The sequence below is a fragment of the Streptomyces sp. CB00316 genome, assembly GCF_001905595.1.
Classification (GTDB): Bacteria; Actinomycetota; Actinomycetes; order Streptomycetales; family Streptomycetaceae; genus Streptomyces.
Genome location: NZ_LIXI01000001.1, coordinates 231,690 through 248,669, shown reverse-complemented (window position 1 = coordinate 248,669; position 16,980 = coordinate 231,690). Strand labels below are relative to the sequence as shown.

The 16,980-nt window shown below is 71.1% G+C and carries 13 protein-coding genes; 4 read left to right on the top strand and 9 right to left on the bottom strand.

The features are described from left to right. Positions 1–221: 221 nt before the first annotated feature. The 3 genes from AMK21_RS01090 to AMK21_RS01080 all read left to right on the top strand — a co-directional run bounded on the left by AMK21_RS01090 (position 222) and on the right by AMK21_RS01080 (position 5,027). Positions 222–1,859, top strand: a complete 1,638-nt coding sequence (locus tag AMK21_RS01090) for a DUF4331 domain-containing protein (protein WP_383850805.1) — start codon at positions 222–224, stop codon at positions 1,857–1,859. Between the two features lie 184 nt (positions 1,860–2,043). After that, the gene (locus AMK21_RS01085) at positions 2,044–3,321 is read left to right on the top strand and encodes a tetratricopeptide repeat protein (RefSeq protein WP_234421790.1); all 1,278 of its coding nucleotides are present in this window, start codon (positions 2,044–2,046) and stop codon (positions 3,319–3,321) included. Beyond that, the gene (locus tag AMK21_RS01080; protein ID WP_079181041.1) at positions 3,318–5,027 is read left to right on the top strand and encodes a sulfite exporter TauE/SafE family protein; all 1,710 of its coding nucleotides are present in this window, start codon (positions 3,318–3,320) and stop codon (positions 5,025–5,027) included. Before AMK21_RS01085 ends, AMK21_RS01080 begins: the two co-directional genes overlap by 4 nt. A 14-nt stretch (positions 5,028–5,041) precedes the next feature. Here the strand turns inward: AMK21_RS01080 and AMK21_RS01075 are convergent, their stop codons facing one another. From AMK21_RS01075 to AMK21_RS01050, 6 genes are all read right to left on the bottom strand, one after another. Further along, positions 5,042–5,338 carry a hypothetical protein gene (locus AMK21_RS01075; RefSeq protein WP_073874189.1) on the bottom strand — a complete coding sequence of 99 codons (297 nt, stop codon included), beginning with the start codon at positions 5,336–5,338 and terminating at the stop codon, positions 5,042–5,044. A 919-nt stretch (positions 5,339–6,257) separates the two neighbouring features. Further along, positions 6,258–7,292: a LacI family DNA-binding transcriptional regulator gene (locus AMK21_RS01070; RefSeq protein WP_073873223.1), complete on the bottom strand. Its 1,035-nt coding sequence runs from the start codon at positions 7,290–7,292 to the stop codon at positions 6,258–6,260. 174 nt (positions 7,293–7,466) lie between these two features. Continuing rightward, positions 7,467–8,924, bottom strand: coding sequence for a GH1 family beta-glucosidase (locus tag AMK21_RS01065; RefSeq protein WP_073873221.1), 1,458 nt, complete (start codon positions 8,922–8,924; stop codon positions 7,467–7,469). A gap of 87 nt (positions 8,925–9,011) precedes the next feature. Continuing rightward, positions 9,012–9,932: a carbohydrate ABC transporter permease gene (locus AMK21_RS01060; protein WP_073873218.1), complete on the bottom strand. Its 921-nt coding sequence runs from the start codon at positions 9,930–9,932 to the stop codon at positions 9,012–9,014. A gap of 14 nt (positions 9,933–9,946) precedes the next feature. Then, positions 9,947–10,951 carry a carbohydrate ABC transporter permease gene (locus tag AMK21_RS01055; RefSeq protein WP_073873216.1) on the bottom strand — a complete coding sequence of 335 codons (1,005 nt, stop codon included), beginning with the start codon at positions 10,949–10,951 and terminating at the stop codon, positions 9,947–9,949. 176 nt (positions 10,952–11,127) lie between these two features. Then, the gene (locus AMK21_RS01050) at positions 11,128–12,453 is read right to left on the bottom strand and encodes an extracellular solute-binding protein (RefSeq protein WP_073873215.1); all 1,326 of its coding nucleotides are present in this window, start codon (positions 12,451–12,453) and stop codon (positions 11,128–11,130) included. A 303-nt stretch (positions 12,454–12,756) separates the two neighbouring features. Here AMK21_RS01050 and AMK21_RS01045 point away from each other — a divergent pair, with 303 nt between their 5' ends. Next, positions 12,757–12,936 (top strand): hypothetical protein, encoded by a 180-nt coding sequence (locus tag AMK21_RS01045; RefSeq protein WP_073873212.1) that lies wholly within the window; start codon positions 12,757–12,759, stop codon positions 12,934–12,936. A gap of 83 nt (positions 12,937–13,019) precedes the next feature. On the opposite strand, the gene AMK21_RS01040 is transcribed toward AMK21_RS01045, so the two are convergent. From AMK21_RS01040 to AMK21_RS01030, 3 genes are all read right to left on the bottom strand, one after another. Next, positions 13,020–14,516, bottom strand: coding sequence for a cellulose binding domain-containing protein (locus AMK21_RS01040; RefSeq protein ID WP_073873210.1), 1,497 nt, complete (start codon positions 14,514–14,516; stop codon positions 13,020–13,022). Between the two features lie 152 nt (positions 14,517–14,668). Next, the gene (locus AMK21_RS01035; protein WP_073873208.1) at positions 14,669–16,144 is read right to left on the bottom strand and encodes a sensor histidine kinase; all 1,476 of its coding nucleotides are present in this window, start codon (positions 16,142–16,144) and stop codon (positions 14,669–14,671) included. After that, entirely contained in the window at positions 16,141–16,872 is a 732-nt protein-coding gene (locus tag AMK21_RS01030) for a response regulator transcription factor (protein WP_073873207.1), read from the bottom strand. Before AMK21_RS01030 ends, AMK21_RS01035 begins: the two co-directional genes overlap by 4 nt. Positions 16,873–16,980 lie beyond the last annotated feature (108 nt).

The following is a 16,980-nucleotide window of genomic DNA, read 5'->3' as shown; positions in this document are numbered from 1 at the left end:
CCGCGCAGCTGACGTGAGGATGCACTGTTGTTCCGCGTGGGGCGTGGTTTCGGCGTGCTTATCTACGGCTGAGCAGTTCTTGACGGTGTAGCCGGGCTTCGGCCCTCCCCCGTTGATCCAGCCCTTTTCCTGTCGGCACGCTCCGTGCGAGATCTCTCGCCGCGGTGCCGAACGTCTTCCCCATCAGCCCACCCCCCCCCCGCTTGAGCATGCCCTCCCGCATGCGGGCAGGGGAGCCAGCAGACAGAAGGAATGCCGTGAAGGTTTCGAAGACCAGGCCCCGCTCGCGACGCGTCCTGGACCAGTCCCTGCTCGTACTAGGTGCCACCACCCTGGCCGCAGGACTCGGAGCGATGACCCTCGCCCCGGGTCTCAGTGCGGCCTCCAGCCACCGCGAGGCACCCCTGATCGCCGGGGATCCCCGGGCGGACAACACCGACGTGTACGCGTTCACCAGCCCCGACAATCCGGACACCGTGACGATGGTGGCGAACTGGATCCCCTTCGAGGAGCCCAACGGCGGGCCGAACTTCTACGCGTTCGGCGACGACCTGCGCTACAACATCAAGGTCGACAACACCGGTGACGGCGTCGCGGATGTCACCTACAGCTGGCGCTTTCGCAGCAGCTACCGCGACGACGCGAACCAGTTCCTCTACAACACCGGCCCGGTCAGCTCACTCAACGACCCGGACCTGAACTTCCGCCAGGTCTACGACCTGGTCGTCACCACCGGAGGCAAGAGCCGGACCGTCCTGAAGGGTGTGCCGGCCGCCCCGTCCCGTACCGGCAAGGCGTCGATGCCCGACTACACGGCGCTGCGCAAGCAGGCGACCTTCGGTCTGCCGGGCGGCGGCAGGACGTACGCGGGCCAGGCCGAGGACCCGTTCTTCGCCGACCTCCGCGTCTTCGACCTCCTCTACGGCGGCGACCTGAGCGAGCGGGGGCAGGACACCCTGGCCGGCTACAACGTCAACACGATCGCGATCCAGGTCCCCAAGAAGCAGCTCGCCCTCAACGGGAACACCTCCCGTAACCCGGTCATCGGTGTGTGGTCGACCACCGACCGCGGGGGCGTCACCGTCAATGACTCCCGTGACAAGAGCACCGGGCAGCAGTGGAAGCAGGTCTCACGCCTCGGGAACCCACTGGTCAACGAGGTCGTCGTCCCGCTGAAGTTCAAGGACGCCTTCAACACCCTCAACCCCGACCAGGACCGCACCGTCCAGCCGGTCGTCGACAAGGTGTACGACCCGATCCTGCCCAAGCTCATCCAGCAGGTCTACGGCATCCCGGCCCCCAAGACACCCCGCAACGACCTCGCCGAGATCTACCTGACCGGTATCTGCAAGGTCTGCGGTCCGATCAAGGCCGACCTGAACGCGCACCGTCTCAACAAGGACGCGAACTTGAAGAAGATCGTCCCGGCGGAGGAGCTGCGCCTGAACATGGCGGTGGCGCCCACCGCCAAGCCGCAGCGCCTCGGCGTCCTGGCGGGCGACCTGGCCGGCTTCCCGAACGGGCGCCGCCTGGCCGATGACGTCATCGACATCTCGCTCCAGGCCGTCATGGGCGCAGCCCAGAGTGGTGTTCTCGTGCCCGCGCTCGCGGAAGGCGACAAGGTCGACACCAACGAGGTCCCGTTCGGCACCTCGTTCCCCTACGTCGCGCTGCCGCACACCAAGCACGTGAACCGTGGCCCCGGCGCGGCCGGCCGCAACGCCGAGCAGTCCTCGATGGAGAACACCGAGGCGAGCCCTGTCATGAAGACCACGCAGGCCGCGGCGCTTGCCGGGGCCGGCGCGCTCCTCCTCGGCGTCGGTGGCTTCCGCCTCCGCCGTCGCGGCAAGGACAGCTGAACCGGGCGCAGTCGGCGACGGACTGCGGCCGCGGTGCCCGGGCCCAAGAGTTCTGGCCCGGGCGCCGCGGCACCGGCACCCTCGGACTTTGGGGAGAACCCTTCTCGTGCACCCGACCACACCGCACCCCACGGACACGCCGCCGCCATCCCCTTCACAGGGCAGCAGGCGGCTGCGGAGCACCGTGATCACCCTGGCCCTGGGCGTGGTGATGTTCGCCGTCGGCGCGGTCATGCTGGCACCCGCCCAGACCACGGTCTCCCCCACATCGGACCAGGTCCGCTCAGCAGGGTCGCCACGTGGGTCGATCGAGGCGCTCCAGGCGCGGGTAGCCCGGCTGCCGAAGGACCCGGGCGGCTGGGCCGCCCTGGGAATGGCCTACGTCCAGCAAGCCCGCACCACCGCTGACCCGGCCACTTATGACCGGGCCGAGAAGGCGCTGCGGACCTCTCTCACCGTGCAGAGCAAGGAGAACACGGACGCGGAGATCGCCATGGGCGCCCTGGCCGCGGCCCGCCACGACTTTCCCGCCGCACTGGACTGGGCCCGCAAGGCCACCGTCAGCGGACCCTACAGCTCCTCCGCCTACGGAGTCCTCGCCGACGCGTACACCCAGCTGGGCCGTTACGACGAAGCGGACGCGGCCGTGCAGAAGATGGCGGACCTGCGCCCGGACGCCTCCTCCCTCGCACGCGCCTCCTACGCCTTCGAACTGAAGGGGGACACCGACCGGGCCCGCACTCTGATGGGCAGGTCCCTGGCGGCAGCGGCGACCGCGGCCGACACCGCGTTCGCCCACAACGTCCTGGCCTCCCTGGACCTCCAGGACGCCAACCCTCGGGCAGCCTTGGCCCGGACGCAGAGCGCGCTCGAGGCCGCCCCGGACGATTCGGCGCTCCTGGAGACCCGGGCCCGCGCCCACCTGGCACTGGGCGACACCACCAAGGCCCTCGCCGACTACCAGGCGGCCATCGCGATCGCCCCCCTGCCCCACTACCTGCTGGGCCTGGGCGAACTCGAGCAATCCCTGGGCCGCCAAAGCCGGGCCGAGGAGAGTTACGCCCTCCTGCGCGCCCAGGACCGCATCCGGGAGGCCGCAGGCGACCCGGCGGACACCGACGCGATCCTCTTCGAAGCCGATCACGGAAACCCGCAGCGGGCCGTCACCATGGCCGAAGCAGCCGAACGCACACGGCCTTTCATCGCCGTCCACGACGCGTACGCCTGGGCCCTGCACCGAGCCGGCCGGGACACCGAAGCCCTCGCCCAGGCAGACAAGGCCCTGGCTCCTGGCACCCGCAGCGCGCTCTTCCACTACCACCGTGCCGCCATCCACCACGCGCTGGGCGATCCCGTGTCAGCCCGCCGCGACCTGATCGAAGCGCTGCGCGAGCCGGGCTTCCACCCCCTGCACGCCGACGCCGCCCATACCCTGCTCCAGCGAATCGACACCACACCATGAACCACACTCTGCGCCGAGCCCTCGCCACCCTGGCCGCCACCACCCTCGCCGCCCTCGCCGGCGTGGCAGCAGCCCCCGCCGCGACGGCCCACCCCCTGGGCAACTTCAGCGTCAACTACCACACAGGTCTCGTCCTTCGGCCCGACCGGATCGACGCCCAGATCGTGGTGGACCGCGCGGAGATCGCAGCTCTCCAGGAACGCCCCACCGTCGACGCCGACCGCGACGGCACGATCAGCGACAGCGAAGCGCGCGCCTACGCCGAGAAGACCTGCTCCGGTCTGAGCGGGCAGCTCCGCCTGAACGTGAGCGGTACACCAATGGACTGGGAGCAGTCCTCGGCCGCCCTGGCGTACCAGAAGGGTGAAGCGGGTCTGAAGACCAGCCGCCTCACCTGCCACCTGACCGCTCCGGCTGAGCTGAGCGTGCCCGCGGACATGAGGGCCGAGACGGACTACGACACCAGGCGCGTCGGCTGGCACGAGATGACCGCCACCGGCCAGGGCGTCAGCATCACCCAGACCGACGTGCCCGCCACGTCCGCGACCCGCGGACTGCGCCAGTACCCGCAGGATCCCCTCGCCTCCCCGCTCAACCAGCGCACAGCGGCACTGAGCACCGAGCCCGGGCAGGGAGCCGCCGTGTCGGCAGTTGCCGACTTCCCCGGCGCGGGCGTGATCAGCCAGATGCTCGCGAAGGTGACCGGGGTCTTCGACTCGCTCGTCGGGGCCCGCGAGATCACCCTGCCCGTGGGACTGCTGGCCCTGTTCCTGGCGCTCGTCCTCGGGGCATCCCACGCGGCGATGCCCGGCCACGGAAAGACCATCATGGCCGCCTATCTCGCGGGCCGCCGCGGCACCAGACGCGACGCCTTCACCGTCGGCGCCACCGTCACCCTCACCCACACCGCCGGCGTCCTCATCCTCGGCCTCGCCCTGCCCGTCTCCACCCATCTGGCCGGCGAGAGCGTCCTGATGTGGCTCGGAGCCGCCAGCGGACTCCTCGTCACCGGCATCGGCCTCTGGCTCCTCACAGGAGCCCTCCGGGGCAGGCCGCAGCACAACCACCATCACCACGGACCAGGCCACACCCACCGTCATGGCGACGCCGACCACCACCACCCCGGCCACAGCCACAGCCACAGCCACAGCCACAGCCACAGCCACAGCCACAGCCACGATCACGGGCACGATCACGACCACGGACCGGGCCGTCCTCACCGCCACGACCCGGTCACACCGGTCCGCGCGCTCGACGGCGCACCGGCCGCGGAAGCCGAGGCGAACCACACGGTCGCCACCCTCGCCCCGCCGGAGCACGAGCACCACCACTCGGCCATGTCAGCGGCCCCCGGAACCACTCGGCGTGCGCGCAGGTCCGGCCTCATCGGCATGGGTATCGCCGGCGGCCTCGTCCCCAGCCCCTCCGCCCTCGTCGTCCTCCTCGGCGCCGTCGCCCTGGGGCGCACAGCCTTCGGCGTTCTCCTCGTCATCGCCTACGGACTGGGCATGGCCGCCACCCTCACCCTCGCCGGACTGCTTCTTGTCCGCCTGCGCGAACGGATCGAAAGCCATGACCGGGCCCGGACCCTCCGCCACAACACCCTGCTCAGGAAGCTGGCACGGACCGGACCCGTCGTCACCGCGCTCCTCGTCGTCGCCGTGGGCCTCGGGCTGACCCTGCGGGCAGCCACGGGAAACGGGTAGACAGGTCTTCCGGATCAGGCCATGGGGCGGCGCCGGGCACGCAGCAGGCGCACGCCCTTCACGGCGTAGACGGCCGCAATGAGCGCGAAGCCGGCGAGCGTGAGCCAGAACCAGCGTTCCGCCACCACGAGACCCAGCAGCAGACCCCCGGTGATCAGCCCCCCGCCGACGGCATCCAGCAGGTCGAGGCGTGCCTCGGAGCGCACCGCGGAGTCGCTTTCGCGCAACCGGCGGATGACGGGGACCAAGGCGAGGGCCTGCAAGAGGGCCAGAACGACAGCGATCCACACGTACCAGTCGGGTATGTCCACGGCGCGCACTGTACGCCCGCCCGGGGCCTTCGGGATGAAGATCTTGCACAAGCGCCCGCAGGCCCGGCAAGGAGGCCGAGCCACAGGGCGATCCGGCACCGAAGAGCCAGGCGGCCTCCTGGATGCCTCCATGAGTTCGAGGAGTTCGCACGGCACACCCGCAGACATGCCATGATCCGCTCCCCTCCGCTGTATGCGGCTGTCGGCGACCGTCCGTGGACGCGCGGCGGCATGAGGCCGATGCGCTTCGGGTACGCAACGAGCCGCCAAGACTGACGGCACCTATCAGCCAAGTCCGCTTCTCCAAAGCGCGCCACTGCGTACAAGCTGCGGCGGTCGCAAGAAGGAGAACCGCCTTGGCTCAAGAAGTGCGCCCACCGATCTCACTCCGCGGATACGCGGAGGCCGCCGCCATCCTCAAAGTTGATGAGTCATGGTTGCGCCGCCACATCAAGAGGATGCCGCACAGCAAACTCGGGGGACGCGTCCGCTTCACTGACGGGGACCTGCGACGCATCGTGGATCTCTTTCACCGAGAACCATCCACGGCAAACCTGCCTGGGCCCTGCGCCACCATCGGCCCGAGCCCTCTCCGAGCCCTCAAAGCCGCAGGTCACCATCGGAACACAGCACAGGTTCAAGTCCGGTTACTCACCCTGAGGGAAGGGCCCGGTCTTCGGACCGGGGCCCTTCTTCATGCCTGAGGTCCGCCTTCACGCCCGGGGGGGCCGGACCGGTGCGACGGCTCGCCGCACTTGATCTAGACCAAGGCGAGCCAGTTCCGCCTTCTGGTCATGTCCATACCACTAGCGGACGCGACGGACCGGCCCCCGCCCGACGGCGGGGGCCGGTCCACGGGGGTCGAGGGCGCCGCAGCCGGCCGGCTCCTCGCTCCGGGAGCGGCGGGCGTCCGGGGCCGTCACGAGGAGTCCCGCACCACCAGTTCCGTAGGCAGTACCACCGTCGGCCGCTCCTCCCCCACGCGCCCCGCGATCTCCTCAAGGAGGAGCTCCGCCATCCGGCGGCCCATCTCCTCGATCGGCTGGCGGACGCTGGTGAGGGCCGGGTGCATGTGGCGGGCGACCACCGAGTCGTCGAAGCCGATCAGGGCCACGTCCTCGGGGATCCGACGGTCCGCCTCGCGGAGGACCTGGCGGGCGCCGGCCGCCATCACGTCGGAGGCCGCGAAGACCGCGTCCAGGTGGGGGCGGCGGGCCAGGAGTTCGCGCATCGCCCGGGCGCCGCCCTCCTCGGTGAAGTCGGCGGGGGCGATGAGGCGTTCGTCCGGGGGCAGGCCCGCGGCGGCGAGGGCGGCGCGGTAGCCGTCCAGGCGGCGCTGGGCTCCGTAGACCTCCAGGCGGCCGGTGATCGTGGCGACCGAGCGGCGGCCCCGGGTGATCAGGTGCTCGACGGCCGCCCGCGCCCCGTCGAAGTTGTCCGAGTCGACCGAGGCCAGCGGTTCGGCCGCGTGCCGGGCGCCGCTGATCACGCACGGCATGCCCAGCTGTTCCAGCAGCTCCGGCAGCGGGTCGTCGGCGTGCACCGCGACCAGGAGGACCCCGTCGACCCGGTGCGCGGTGAGGTACTGGGCCAGCCGACGGCGCTCGCGGTCGTTGCCCGCGAGGGTGAGGAGCAGCTGCATGTCGGTGTCGGCGAGGGCCGCGCCTACACCACGCACTATGGCGGAGAAGTACGGTTCGGCGAAGAAGCGGGTCTCCGGCTCCGGCACCACCAGCGCGATGGCGTCGGTGCGGTTGCCGGCGAGGGCACGGGCCGCGCGGTTGGGGACGTATCCCAGCTCGGCCACGGCCGCCTCGACCGCCTCGCGGGTCGCTTCGCTGACCCGGGGCGAGCCGTTGATGACCCGGGAGGCGGTGCCGCGTCCGACTCCGGCACGGGCCGCCACCTCTTCGAGCGTGGGCCGCCCACCGTTCCGTACTCGCGCTGCCGCCATGGCTGCCTCCCCGTTCCCGGTCAATTTCTCACAGCCGTACAGTCAATCCAAGTCCTGGATCGATCACCCCGGCGGGGCACGGACAGTGTATTGGGAGCGCTCCCAAGACCCGGGTGGCGGCATGCCGCGGGCCCCGGTCGGGAGCGACCGGGGCCCGCGGCTCCGCGGAGGAGGTCAGGCCTCCGGCGGCAGCCCGTGCCGCGCGATCACGTCGCTGTACCAGTGGGCGCTCGACTTGGGCGTGCGGCGCTGGGTCGCGTAGTCGATGTGGACCGCGCCGAACCGCTTCGCATAGCCGTATCCCCACTCGAAATTGTCCATCAGCGACCAGAGGAAGTAGCCGCGTACGTCGGCTCCGTCGGCCACCGCCCGCTGTACGGCGGCGAGGTGGCCGTGCAGGTAGGCGATCCGCTCCGGGTCGTGGACCTGGCCGTCGTCGTCCGGGACGTCCTCGAAGGCCGCGCCGTTCTCGGTGACCATCAGCGGCAGGCCCGGGTTCTCGCGGGCGACGTCCATGAGGAGGGCGTGGAGGCCGTTGGGGTCGACCGACCAGTTCATGGCCGTGAGCGGCTTGCCCTCGGCAAGGTGGAACGCCACGTGCTCCGAGCCCGGCCACGGGGAGTGGTCGCTGCTGCCGTGGCCGTCGTTGCGGGTGTCCCCGGCACCGGAGGCGGGCGTGGAGACGATCGTGGGCGTGTAGTAGTTGACGCCCAGGACGTCGATCGGGCCGGCGATGGCGGCGAGGTCGCCGTCGTGGACCAACTCCGCCCAGTTCACGATGCGTTCGGTGTCGGCCAGCAGGTCTTCCGGGTACGCGCCGTGCAGCATCGGGCCTGTGAAGATCCGGTTGCCCACCGCGTCGATCCGGCGCGCCGCGTCCGCGTCCGCCTCGCTGCCGGTCAGTGGGCGGACCTGGTGGAGGTTGAGGGTGACCGAGGTCTGCGCGGCAGCGGGGATGTGGGTGCGCAGCGCCTCGGTCGCCCGGCCGTGGGCCAGGTTGAGATGGTGGGCGGCCCGCAGCGCCGCGGCCGGTTCGGTGCGGCCGGGGGCGTGGACCCCGGAACCGTACCCGAGGAAGGCCGTGCACCAGGGCTCGTTGAGCGTCGTCCACATCCCGACCCGGTCGCCGAGTGCGCGGGCCATGATGGCGGCGTAGTCGGCGAACCGTTCGGCCGTCGCGCGTTCGGGCCAGCCGCCCGCGTCCTCCAGCTCCTGGGGCAGGTCCCAGTGGTAGAGCGTGGCGACGGGTGCGATGCCGGCCTCCAGCAGCTCGTCGACGAGCGAGCGGTAGAAGTCCAGGCCGCGTTCGACGGCGGGGCCCCGGCCGGTGGGCTGGACGCGGGACCAGGAGACGGAGAAGCGGTACGCCTTGAGGCCGAGCCGCTTCATCAGCGCCACGTCGTCCCGGTAGCGGTGGAAGTGGTCGGCGGCCACGTCTCCGGTGTCGCCGTTCAGCACCTTCCCCGGGGTGTGGCTGAACGTGTCCCAGATGGAGGGGGTGCGGCCGTTCTCGGCGGCCGCCCCTTCCACCTGGTACGCGGCCGTGGCCGCGCCCCAGACGAAGCCGGTCGGGAAGGGGGCGGGGGCCGCGGGGGCCTGCTGCGGGGCGGTGTCGGATCGTACGACTGTCATGTGGGAGCGCTCCCATAGGAGTAGAGGGGGGAGGAGTGAGGTGGAGGGGGTGGTGCGGTCAGGAGCCGACCGCACCACGAGGTGGCGTCAGCCCTTGACCGCGCCCGACATGATCCCGCCCACGATCTTCTTGCCGAAGATCACGAACACCGCCAGCAGCGGCAGCGTGCTGATCAGCGCCCCCGCCATGACGATGGACTGGTCGGGGGTGTACGAGGCGCTGAGCTGGCCGAGGGCCACCTGCAGGGTCGGGTTCTGCTGGTTGAGGGCGAGGTAGGGCCAGAAGAAGTCGTTCCACGCCTGGACGAAGGTGAGCATCCCGAGCACCATCATCGCGGGGCGGGCCACCGGCAGCACCACGCTCACCACGATGCGGAAGTTGTTCGCCCCGTCGATCTTGGCCGCCTCGATGAGCTCGTACGGCAGCGCCTCGATCAGGTACTGGCGCATGAAGAACACGCCGAACGCGCTCACCAGGGTCGGGAAGATCACCGATTCGAGCTGCCCGCCCCAGCCGAGGCCGGACATCATCATGAAGAGAGGGACCACGCTGAGCTGCGGCGGGATCGTGAGCGTGGCGATGACGGCGGTCATCAGCCAGCCCCGGCCCCGGAAGCGCATCTTGGCGAACGCGTATCCGGCGAGCGTGCAGAAGAAGAGCGTCGCGGCCGTGATGGACGACGAGACGATGATGCTGTTGACGATCGCCTTGCCGAGGTTGGCCTGCTCCCAGGCCGTCTGGAGGTTCTCCACCAGCCTGCCGCCCGGCAGGAACGGCGGGGTGGAGGCGAGGACTTCGTCCTGGGTGCGGGAGGCCGCCACCAGGGTCCAGTACAGCGGCAGCAGCGAGCCGAAGCCGACGACGGCGAGCGCGATGTACGCGAACGGGCCGCCCTTCATCTGCTGGCCGGCGCCCATCCTGAAGCGGCTGGGGCGCTGCGGGGCGCTGCCCTTCTGGGCCGGCGCGAGCTTCACCGGGGCGGTGGGTGTGGGGCTGGTCATGGTCATGGAATCGCTCCCGGTCAGACCGCGGAATCGGACGTGCGGACGTAGCGGCCGATGAGCCAGTTGACGCCTGCGATGAGGAGCAGGAGTGCGAGCATCGCCCAGGCCACGGCGGCGGCCGGACCGAGATGGCCGAGGTTCCAGCCGTAGTTGTATAGGTAGATGCTGAGCGTCTCGTACTGGTTCTCGTTGCCGCCGGTGGCGCCGAGCGCCCCGCCCTCCAGCAGCAGCGGCTCACCGAACAGCTGCATGGAGCCGATGGTCGAGATGACGATCGTGAACAGGATCGTCGGCCGCAGCGAGGGGATGGTCACCTTGCGGAACTGCTGCCAGCGCGACGCGCCGTCCAACGAGGCGGCTTCGTAGAGGTCGCCCGGGACCGCCTGCATCGCCGCCAGGTAGATCAGCGCGTTGTAGCCGGTCCAGCGCCAGATCACGATGATGGAGATGGCGAGTTTCGACGTCCAGTGCCCGTTCGCCCAGTTGACCGGGTCGAAGCCGACGAGGCCGAGCGTCCAGTTGAGCAGTCCGCCGTCCGCCCGGAAGACCAGCGCGAAGACGAGGGCGGCCGAGGCGACGGAGGTCGCGTACGGCGTGAGGATGATCGTCCGCCAGAACGTGCTCGCGCGCAGGCGGTAGTTGAGCAGATGCGCGAGGCCGAGCGCCACCAGGAGCTGCGGGACGGTCGAGATGACGCCGATCAGGAAGGTGTTGCTGACCGAGGTCCAGAACTCGGGGTCGTGCAGGATCTTGTCGAAGTTCTCCCAGCCCACCCACTCCATGGAGTCCAGGCCGGTCATCTCCACCCGGTGCAGGGCGATCCAGCCGGTGTAGATGAGCGGGTAGAGACCGAAGGCGCCGAAGACGAGGAAGAACGGCGCGATGTACGCGTACGGGGAGGCCTTGTCGTCGAACCGCCACAGCCGGCTGCGCCACAACTGCCGCCGCTCGGACGGTGGTTCCTTCTGCGGTTCGCGGGGCGGGGTTGCGTATGCGTCCCGGGTGGGGGTCGAGGTTGCCACGGGCGGGAGTCCTTCCCTGGGGGCGCCGGCGGACGGCTGGGTGATCGGGCGGCGGTACGGCGGACGAGCGGCCGGCCGGGGCGGGCGGGCGCGGCGCGGACCGGCCGGACCGGCCGGGGCGGGCGGGCGGGCGCGGCAGGAGTCGCCCGCCCGCCCCGGCGGGCGGCCGGGTCAGGTCAGCCGATCGCCTTGTCGATCGTGCGGACCGCGACGTCCCAGGCCGCGTCCGGCTTCGTACCGCGCTGCTCCATGTTGTTGATCTGCGTGGAGATCGAGTCCTTGATCACGCCGTCCTTCGGGCCGAGCACCGCCTCGGGGATGGACTTCGCCCCGTCCGCGTAGATCTGGCCGATGGGCGCGTCGTTGAAGTACGGCAGGGTGGCGCTCTTCACCTCGGGCAGCTCGTAGGCGCCCTGGTTGGACGGGAAGACCCCGATCGCCTTGAAGACGGCGGCCTGCTGCGCGGGGGCGGTCAGCCACTTGACGAGCTTGGTGGCCTCCTCCACGTTCTTCCCGGACTTCGGTACGGCGAGGAAGGAGCCGCCCCAGTTGGCGGAGGTCTCCCCGGGGGCGCTGGTGATGTCCCACTTGCCCTTGTTGGCGTCACCGGCGTACGTGGAGATCTGGCCGGCCATCCAGGCGGGGCAGACGACGGTGGCGACGGTGCTCTTGCGCAGGGCCGCCTGCCACTGGTCCTCGAACTGGGCCAGGCCCTGCGTCAGCTTCTTGGACGCGGCCTCGGCGGCCAGCTCCCAGCCCTTCTTGACGCTGGCGCTCTCCTTGTAGACGGGCTTGCCGCTCGCGTCGTAGTACTGCTCGGGGCTGGAGCTGACGACCGCGTTGAACATGGCGCTCGCGGAGTCCATGAAGTACGTGCCCTTGGGGGCCTTCTTCTTGTACTCCTCGCCGAGCGCCAGGAAGTCCTCCCAGCCGCCGGCGGTCCGCTTGGCGACCTCGACGCGGTCGGTGGGCAGTCCGGCCTTCTCGAACAGCTCGCGGTTGTAGCAGAGGGACATGGGGCCGATGTCGGTGCCGGCGCCGATCACCGCGCCGCTGGGGGCGGTGGCCTGCTTGGCCTTCCAGGAGACCCACTCGTTGACGTCGATCACCTTGGAGAGGTCGGCGAAGGAGTCCGCCTTGGTGTCGACGATCTCCTTGATCCGGCCGACCTCGATGCCCTGGACGTCCGCGAGGCCACTGCCCGAGTTCAGCTGCTGGAGCAGCTTGGGGTAGTAGTTCTTCTCCTCGGCGGTGGTGTCCTCCTTGACCGTGATCTTCGGGTTCAGCTCGTGGTACTTCTCGAAGAGCCCGGCCTCCTTGTACCCGAACTGGCCGAAGTCGGCCACGGTCAGCGTGATGTTGCCGTCGGCGTCGGCTCCCTTGCTGCCCGAGTCGGACGAGCCGCCGCAGCCGGTGAGCAGCAGGGCGGTGACCGTCAGGCCCGTGGTGGCCACGATCGCGGTTCTCCGGCGTCGACCGGCAACGCTGCGGGTGATGCGCATTCCACTGCTCCTTGTTGCGGGGAAGTCCTCTGGAAAGGACGGGGAAGCCTTACGGAAGGGAAGCGCGCGGGATCTCCCCCTTGGTTGTGGGAGCGCTCCCATGCGCCGATGCCGGAAGGTTCCTGCCTCAAGGGGGTGGGTGTCAAGAGTTGAAGACGATTCCGTTGCCGAAGGGTGTCCACCGCGTCACGTGAGGGCGTCGGAGCCGACCACCCGTCGAGAGGTGAACGGGGCCGGCCGGAGCCGGACGGAGTGCCGGGAGGGGCCACCCCTGTCGCTTTCGCCCTTATACCCCCTTTGGTCATGCCGGTCCCCGGCGTCAACCCGAGCAACCCGCCCTCGCTGGCGCTCTCCACCCGGGTCACCGAGCAGATCGTCTCCATCGTCGGCGAGCAGAACCCGAACGATCACCGTGACCGACGATGTGTACTGCGGGCGATCTTCGACGAGTACGCGCAGGAGTGGCGGGCCCAGGCCGGGTGAAGGGGCGCGCCCCGGCCGGTGGTGGGGTGGCCCGGCCGGGGCGCGCGCGTGGGGTGTGCGGGGGTGGTCTGTGGGAGAGCCGGCTAGCGGTAGGCCGCGAACGCCTTCGTGAAGGCCAGCGGCTCCTGGTCGATGGAACTGCACGTGGCGTCGGCGGCCGGCTTGGGACCGCCCGGACAGGCCTTGTCCCGGGTGCCGGACCACATGGCCAGGCGGCCGACGCCCTTCTCCCGGGCGAACTTCACGACCTGCGTGGCGTCCTCCACCGTGAAGATCTCGGTGACGACGTCGTTCACGCCGATCATCGGGGTGACGGCGACGGCCTTCCACGCGGCGGCCTCGGAGAGCCCGAGGACTCCCTTGATCTGGGCCTGCGTCGCGGTCGCCGCCTGGATGGCGTACTCGCCCATGTCGTCGCTGTAGGCGGGCCCGTAGTCCATCGCCATGATGTTGACCGCGTCGACCCGGACGCCGTTCTTCCTGGCGTCGGCGAGCAGGTCGATGCCGGGCTGGGTCAGCCCCTCGGGCATGACGGGGAGGGTGAAGGCGACGTCCAGGTCCGGGTACTTCTTCTGGAGCTGGGCGATGGCCTGGGCGCGGCGGGTGTTGGCGGCCGCGTCGGGCAGGGCGGCGCCCTCGATGTCGAAGTCGACCTTGGTGAGCTGATAGGCGTCGACGACCTTGCCGTACGCGGCGGCGAGTTCGGCGGGGGAGGAGCAGTTCAGGGCCAGTTCGGCACCGGCCGCGCCACCGAAGGAGACCCGGACGTCACCGCCCTGCGCCCGGAGCGCGCCGATCTGCTGGGCCACTTGGTCGTCGCCGAGGCCGGTGACGCCGCCCCAGAGCGGGGCGCAACTGCCGCCGGAGGTGATGAAGGCGAGGTGGAACTCGTTCACCCCGGTCTTCGCGGCGGTGTCGAGGAGGTCGTACGCGGGATGGAGCGAGGTGTCGATGTAGGGGGCGAACCGGGAGCCGGTTTCCCCGCCGCCACCGGGGCGACCGGTGGCGGTGGGGGCCGGCGTGGGGGTCGGTGCGGTCGCGCTGGGGGACGCGGACGCGGTGGGAGAGGCGGAGGAGGTGGGGGTGGGCGTGGGTCCGGTCGTCGGGGTGTCCGTGGGGCGGCCGCTGGGGGTGGGGGCCGGGCCGCCGGCGGAGCAGGTGGTGTCGTTGATGAGGCAGGAGGCCGGGTCGCCCGCCGTACCGGTGGCGGAGGTGACGAAGCCGACCGTCACGGACTTCCCGGGAGCCAGCTCCTTGTCCCAGCTCGCGGGCTTCACGGTGACGCGGTTGCCCTGCACCGTGTGCTCGCCGTTCCAGAGCGAGCCGATCTTCGTGCCCGCCGGAAGCTCGAACTGGAGCGTCCAGTCGGTGAGGGTCTTGTCCGTCTCGTTGGTGACGACGTACTGCCCCGTGTAGCCGCTGGTCCAGTCGCTGGTCCGGGTGTACGCCGCCCCGATCGCGGCCGCCTGCGCCGTACCGGTCAGGGCGAGGACCGTCCCGCCGATGACCGCGGCGGCGACGAGCGCGCCGACCGCCTTGGTGCGGGTGCTCGCCGTGCGGCGGTGCGTCCTGGAACCCATCAACGTGCCCTGCCTGCCTGTGTGTCTTGCTGTCCTGCGGATTTCCCTGGGGGGTGTGTGACAGACGCTAGCGGCAGCGGAACGGGCAAAGCGGGCGTTGGGGACAGGAGTTGCTGTTCTTAGGGTGGGCTTAAGGGACGCATGGGAGCGGGTTAATGATGGGCCCCGGGATGGGGCCCGGGGCCGGCCGTGGTGCGGGGCTCCTTGCGGCGCTGCCGGCCGAACCGGCGGGCCACCCGGCGGCCGTGGCCGCGCCGTCCGCGCTCCGGGCTGCTGCCGTGCAGGCCGATCCAGATGCGGACCTCCGTGCCGCCGAGCACGGACCGGCCGATGCGCAGGTCACCGCCGGTGGACTCGGCGACCCGGCGCACGATGTCCAGGCCGAGGCCGGTGGACCCGACCGCGCCCGCCCGGGTGCCGCCGCCGCTGGTCCCCCGGGCCAGGGCCGCCTTCGGGTCGGCGATCCCGGGCCCCGCGTCCGAGACGAGGACGATGACCGCGTCACCGCTGTGGTGGACGTCGACGGCGAAGGCGGTGCCCTCGGGGGTGTGGCGGAAGACGTTGCCGAGCAACGCGTCCAGGGCGGCGGCCAGTTCGGGGCGGGCGACGGGGATGCGTACCGTACGGTCCACTCCCGCGAGCCGCACCTCGCGCCCCTCGTCCTCCGCCAGCGCCGACCAGAAGTCCATGCGCTCCCGGATCACCTCGGAGGCGTCGCACCCGGCCCCGGCGCCCGTCTGGACGCCCTGGGTCTGCGGGCGCTGTTCGCGGGCGGTCCGGATGATCGTGTCGACCTCGTGCTCCAGCTGTTCCACCGCGGCCCGGGTCTGGTCGGCGGCCGGGCCCTCGCCGAGGGAGGCGGCGTTCAGCCGGAGGACGGTGAGCGGGGTGCGCAGCCGGTGCGAGAGGTCGGCGGCGAGCTCGCGCTCGTTGGCCAGGAGCTGGACGACCTGGTCGGCCATGGAGTTGAACGCGACGGCGGCGGAACGGAGTTCGGTGGGGCCCTCCTCGGGGACCCGGGTGCCGAGCCGCCCCTCCCCCAGGTCGTGGGCGGCGCCCGCGAGGCGCTGGGCGGGCTGGACCATCCGTACGCCGAGCCGGTCCGCGACCGCCACCGAGCCGACGATCAGGGCGACGCCGACGCCCGCCAGGATCAGCCAGGCGGTGGCGACCCCGTTGGAGACCTCCCCCTCGGGGACGAAGACCTCCACGACGGCGATGTCACCGGTGGACAGCGCGGTGGGCTGGAGCAGGGCGAAGCCGCCGGTGACCTCGGTGATGGAGGCGCGCCCGGCCTTCCGTACGGTCGCGACGTCCTTGGGGCTCGCCCGCCGGGTGCCGATGTCCAGCGCCTCGCCCCCGGTTCCGTCCGCCGCCTTCGCGGGGGCCGGTACGTGGACGGCGAGCCGGCCCCGGTCGCCCGGCTCGGTGGAGAGGACGGCCCGGGTCAGCTCCTCGCGGTCGGTGGTGATGGAGAGCGCCGGGGCGATCATCGCGGCCTGGCGTTCGGCGTCGGAGAAGGCCCGGTCGCTGGCCATCTCCCGGATGACCAGCCCGAGCGGCACGGCGAAGGCGATGACGACCATCGCGGTGACCGCCAGACACACCTTGACCAGGGCCCACCTCATGCGGGCGGCTCCGGGGCCGGGGCGTCGGGGTGCGGGGTGTCGGCGGGCGGCTGGAGCTTCACGCCGACGCCGCGCAGGGTGTGCAGGTAGCGCGGCCGGGCGGCGGTCTCACCGAGCTTGCGGCGGAGCCAGGAGAGGTGGACGTCGATGGTCTGGTCGTCGCCGTACGACTGCTGCCAGACCTCGGCCAGCAGCTCCTTGCGGGCGACGACGACCCCGGGGCGCCCGGCCAGGAAGGTCAGCAGGTCGAACTCGCGCCGGGTCAGGTCGAGTTCGGCGCCGTCGAGTTCGGCGCGGCGGCGCAGCGGGTCGATGGCGAGCCCGCCGACGCGGATGATCCGGGGCGGCGGCGCCTGGTCACCGGCCGCGCGGGAGCGGCGCAGCACGGCGGCCATGCGGGCGGAGAGGTGCTCCACGGAGAAGGGCTTGGTCAGGTAGTCGTCGGCGCCGTCGTTGAGCAGCCGGACGATCTCGCTCTCGTCGTCCCGGGCGGTGGCGATGATGACCGGGACGTCGGTGATGGACCGCAGCATCTTGAGCGCCTCGCCGCCGTCCAGGTCGGGCAGCCCGAGGTCGAGGATGACCACGTCGAAGCGGAAGTGCGCGACCTCGCGCAGCGCTTCGAGCGCGGTGCCCACACTCCGTACCGTGTGGGAGGCCTCACTGAGGTGCCGGATGAGGGCGGAACGTACGAACTGGTCGTCCTCGACCACGAGCACACTTGCCATGGGCGGCACCGTACGCCATACGGCCGGGCCGGGTCCCTGCCCCGTCCCACCTCGCCGGAATCCTCCGCAAAGGCCGGAACACGAGCCGGAATCAGGAGGCAGTCCGAG

Bases quoted from the DNA above. Each gene is read 5' to 3' on its own strand.
- AMK21_RS01090 (WP_383850805.1), top strand. From the start codon at position 222: ATGCGGGCAGGGGAGCCAGCAGACAGAAGGAATGCCGTGAAGGTTTCG.
- AMK21_RS01080 (WP_079181041.1), top strand. From the start codon at position 3,318: ATGAACCACACTCTGCGCCGAGCCCTCGCCACCCTGGCCGCCACCACC.
- AMK21_RS01070 (WP_073873223.1), bottom strand. From the start codon at position 7,292: ATGGCGGCAGCGCGAGTACGGAACGGTGGGCGGCCCACGCTCGAAGAG.
- AMK21_RS01065 (WP_073873221.1), bottom strand. From the start codon at position 8,924: ATGACAGTCGTACGATCCGACACCGCCCCGCAGCAGGCCCCCGCGGCC.
- AMK21_RS01060 (WP_073873218.1), bottom strand. From the start codon at position 9,932: ATGACCATGACCAGCCCCACACCCACCGCCCCGGTGAAGCTCGCGCCG.
- AMK21_RS01050 (WP_073873215.1), bottom strand. From the start codon at position 12,453: ATGCGCATCACCCGCAGCGTTGCCGGTCGACGCCGGAGAACCGCGATC.
- AMK21_RS01045 (WP_073873212.1), top strand. From the start codon at position 12,757: ATGCCGGTCCCCGGCGTCAACCCGAGCAACCCGCCCTCGCTGGCGCTC.
- AMK21_RS01040 (WP_073873210.1), bottom strand. From the start codon at position 14,516: ATGGGTTCCAGGACGCACCGCCGCACGGCGAGCACCCGCACCAAGGCG.
- AMK21_RS01035 (WP_073873208.1), bottom strand. From the start codon at position 16,144: ATGAGGTGGGCCCTGGTCAAGGTGTGTCTGGCGGTCACCGCGATGGTC.
- AMK21_RS01030 (WP_073873207.1), bottom strand. From the start codon at position 16,872: ATGGCAAGTGTGCTCGTGGTCGAGGACGACCAGTTCGTACGTTCCGCC.